General features: G+C 69.3%; 5 protein-coding genes and 1 pseudogene. 1 reads left to right on the top strand and 5 read right to left on the bottom strand.

Features of this window, described 5'->3' with window-relative positions:
* From AC1D15_RS21620 to AC1D15_RS21630, 3 genes are all read right to left on the bottom strand, one after another.
* Window positions 1–186: type IV pilus modification PilV family protein (locus AC1D15_RS21620; RefSeq protein ID WP_477827587.1), on the bottom strand; the 186-nt coding region annotated here is incomplete at its 3' end.
* Entirely contained in the window at window positions 177–641 is a 465-nt protein-coding gene (locus AC1D15_RS21625; protein WP_477827588.1) for a GspH/FimT family pseudopilin, read from the bottom strand. The genes AC1D15_RS21620 and AC1D15_RS21625, both read right to left, overlap by 10 nt.
* Window positions 629–1,060, bottom strand: a complete 432-nt coding sequence (locus tag AC1D15_RS21630; RefSeq protein ID WP_477827589.1) for a type IV pilin protein — start codon at window positions 1,058–1,060, stop codon at window positions 629–631. The genes AC1D15_RS21625 and AC1D15_RS21630 overlap by 13 nt, the downstream gene beginning before the upstream one ends.
* A gap of 188 nt (window positions 1,061–1,248) precedes the next feature.
* On the opposite strand from AC1D15_RS21630, the gene dusA reads away from it, so the two are divergent.
* Window positions 1,249–2,238: a tRNA dihydrouridine(20/20a) synthase DusA gene (dusA, locus tag AC1D15_RS21635; RefSeq protein ID WP_477827590.1), complete on the top strand. Its 990-nt coding sequence runs from the start codon at window positions 1,249–1,251 to the stop codon at window positions 2,236–2,238.
* Here the strand turns inward: dusA and AC1D15_RS21640 are convergent.
* Both AC1D15_RS21640 and AC1D15_RS21645 read right to left on the bottom strand, forming a co-directional pair.
* Window positions 2,224–3,156, bottom strand: coding sequence for a DMT family transporter (locus AC1D15_RS21640; protein ID WP_465113598.1), 933 nt, complete (start codon window positions 3,154–3,156; stop codon window positions 2,224–2,226). The genes dusA and AC1D15_RS21640 overlap by 15 nt on opposite strands.
* Window positions 3,157–3,169: 13 nt before the next feature.
* Window positions 3,170–3,770, bottom strand: a pseudogene (locus tag AC1D15_RS21645) (type III glutamate--ammonia ligase); the annotation flags it as partial.

Raw genomic sequence — 3,770 nt, forward strand, 5'->3', positions numbered from 1 at the left:
GGCCAGCACGGTGCCGAGCAGTTCCTCGGCCGCGCGCGAGGCGATCAGTCGCATCTGCACGTCGCTGCCCTGGGTGATGAGCCGGCCCTGCATGCGGGTCATGCCGAGCATGCCGAAGGCCAGCATGCTCAGTGCGACCAGCGCATCGATCAGGCCGATGCCGCGTTGACGAGAGATCAATTGCATGAGGTGTTGTCTCCACACAGGCGGATGCCACCGCCGGCATCCAGGCGCAGGCCGGGGCAGCGGATGTCGGCAGAGCAGGTCACGCTTGCCATCTGCAGGTTGATGGAGGCATCGGCAGCAGGGCGGCCGGAGCTGTCGAGGGCGACGGTCACGTCGGCGGTGGCCGACACTCCGTCGGGCTGCGCGCGCTGCCGGACCGTGGTGCCGCCGGCGTCCGTGACGCTGACCGACGTGCCGGAGACCACCAGCGACAGCGCCGCGTTGCGCTTGATGGCCTCGCTCTGCGCGTACAGCGCATCGGCGAGCAGCGTGTTGCCGGCCTCGCGCAGCTTGCTGTTGCGCAGGTAGTCGGCAAAGGCCGGCATGCCGGCGCCGATCAGGATCGCCGAGATCGTCAGCGCGACCAGCAACTCGATCAACGAGTAGCCGCGCTGCTGCGGGTTCAGCCTTCGCATGTCGACCCCCGGGTGGACCAGCAGTTGCCGGAGGGCGTGCCCTTCGGGTGGGCCTCGGTCCTGCGCGCTCCCGCGTAGTCGATCGAGTAGCTGTAGCCGGCGAGTCGGCCGCTGCCGGTGGCGGTGAGCTTGTACTGGGTGGTGCTGGTGAGCGCGCAGCTGAAGCTGAAGCTGTCGACGCCGCTCGGCGCGGCGAGTGCGCACGCGGTGGCATTGCTGTTGCCGTAGGAGGCGTTGTCCTGGTAGTACTGCTCCATGCGGATCGCGTAGGCCGACAAGGCATCGAGCCCGGCCGGCACGCGCGATCGCTTGAGGTAGTCGGTGTAGGCGGGGAGGGCGATCTTCGCGAGGATCGCGACGATGGCGACGGCGATCATCAGTTCGATGAGCGTGAAGCCGCGGTGGGAGGGCTGTGGCATCGGAGTTTTCGAAGCGGCCTCGAGAGGCGATGGGCGCAATGTAGACAAGACAAGCCGCTCCGATACATCCGCTCACACTAGTTGACAATCCCCTGCCTGCCGACTGCGCACGCCGTCACGAAGCGTCCTCCGGAAGGGGCATTGGCGGTGGATGGACAATGGCGTCTTTGCCGCCTTTCGTTACGCCGATGTCCGATCCCGCGCTGCCTGCATCCCCCTGGCGCCTGTCCGTCGCCCCGATGATGGATTGGACCGATCGCCACTGCCGCTACTTCCACCGCCTGCTGACGAAGCAGACGCGCCTGTACACCGAGATGGTCACGACCGGCGCGCTGATCCACGGCGACCGGCCGCGCCACCTCGACTTCAATGCCGAGGAGCACCCGGTGGCGCTGCAGCTCGGCGGCAGCGAGCCGGCCGACCTGGCCTTCTGCGCGAAGCTCGCCGAGCAATGGGGCTACGACGAGGTCAACCTGAACTGTGGTTGCCCGAGCGAGCGGGTGCAGCGCGGCGCGTTCGGCGCCTGCCTGATGAACGAGCCGGCGCTGGTAGCCGACAGCGTGAAGGCGATGCGCGATGCGGTGGCCATCCCGGTGACGGTGAAGCACCGCATCGGCATCGACCAGGACGAGCGCTACGAATTCGTGCGCGACTTCGTCGGCCAGATCGCCGAGGCCGGCTGCGAGGTCTTCATCGTGCATGCGCGCAATGCGTGGCTGAAGGGCCTCAGCCCGAAGGAGAACCGCGAGGTGCCGCCGCTGCGCTACGAGACGGTGCACCGGCTGAAGCGCGATTTCCCGCACCTGACGATCGTGCTGAACGGCGGCGTCACGACGCAGGAGGAGATCACCGAACAGCTGCAGCACCTCGACGGCGTGATGCTGGGCCGCGAGGCGTATCACAACCCGTGGCTGATGTCGCAGTGGGACGCGCTGTTCTTCGGTGTGCCGCACCACGAGCTCGACCGCGCGGCCATCGAGCAGCAGATGGTCGACTACATGGAGCGCGTCGGCCTGAAGGGCGAGCCGTGGTCGCGCGTCGTGCGCCACATGCTGGGCCTGCGCAACGGCCTGCCCGGCGCGCGCCGCTGGCGCCAGGTGTGGTCGGACCACAAGCTCAAGACCGAGCCGGCGCGCGAGGTCGCGCGCATCGCGCGCAGCGAATCAGTTCTGGCGTGAACGCGACGGCCAGGTCGCCAGCAGCACGCCGGCGATCGCGAGCCCGAACGCGGCGGCCTGCGTCACGCTGATCCGCTCGCCGAGGAACACCACGCCGACCACGGCCGCGCTGATCGGCAGCAGCACCGTGAAGATCCCCGCCGACGAGGCCGGCACGTGGCGCAGCCCGGTCATCCACAGCCACACGGTGACCATGCTGGCCGCCAGCGAATAGAACAGCAGCAGCGACCACGACGCCGCCGGCACCGCGCCGAACGAGAACGACCAGGCCTGCCACAGCCCGAACGGCGTCACCAGCGCCAGCCCCCACAGGTTGACCAGCGCGCTGATGCGCTTGGCCGAGACGTTGCCGGCGAGCTTCTTGCCCATCACCACGTACGAGGCCTCGCACAGCACCGCACCGAACAGCAGCAGGTTGCCGAGCAGCGAGCTGCCCTTGTCCTCACCGCCGTGCGCCACCACCGACACCAGCGCGATGCCGCCCACCGCGCAGGCAATGCCGGCAGCGACGCGCGGCAGGATGCGCTCCTTCAGGAACAGCCGCGACAGGATCGCCACCGCGGCCGGGATCGCCGCCATGATCACGCCGGCGGCCAGCGCCGAGCTCATGCCGACGCCGAACAGCATGCAGATCGAGAACAGGAAGTTGCCGAAGAACGATTCGAAGAACAGCAGGATGCGGTCGTGCCGGCTCAGCGGCGCTTCACCGGGGCGCCGCCGCACCCAGCCGGCCATCGCGACGGCCGCCATGCCGAAGCGCAGCCAGGCCAGCAGGAACACCGGGAACACCGCGAGCAGCAGCTTCGACAGTCCCACGTAGCTGCCCACCAGGGCCATCGAGCTGCCGAGGCAGAGGTAGGAGAGCCACGGCGCGTGCGCAGGGCCGGCGGCCGCAGAGGCCGAGGTCGGAGAGGTCATTCGAGGGGGCGGATCAAAAGGCGCTAGCGTACCGCGCGATCTCCCAGCCGCTGACGTGGCGCGCGTACTCGGTCCACTCGGCGCGCTTCAGGCGGATGAACTCGCCGGCCAGTGTCTCGCCGAGCGCGGCGCGGATCACCGCATCGGCCTCCAGCGCCGTGACGGCCTCGCCCAGGCCCTGCGGCAGCAGCCCGATGCCGCGTTCGCGGATCTGCGCGAGCGACAGCTGGAACAGGTCGTCGGTGCAGGCCGGGCCGGGGTCGAGGCCGCGCTCGATGCCGTCGAGGCCGGCCGCGATCAGCGCCGCGGTCGCCAGGTACGGATTCGCCGATGCATCCGGCACGCGCCATTCGAAGCGGCCGTTCAGCGTGCGCACCAGCGCGGTCCGGTTGTTCGGGCCATGTGCCACGTAGGCGGGCGCCCAGCTCGTGCCCGACAGCGATTCGCCGACCACCAGCCGCTTGTAGCTGTTGACCGTCGGCGCGGCCAGCACGCACAGCGCGGCCGAATGCGCCAGCACGCCGGCGATGAACTGCAGCGCGAGCGTCGACAAAGGCTGCTGCCGATCAGCGAACAGGCAATCGCCACCGGCCCACAGCGACACATGGAAGTGC

This window comes from Rhizobacter sp. P2_H2 (assembly GCF_056403375.1).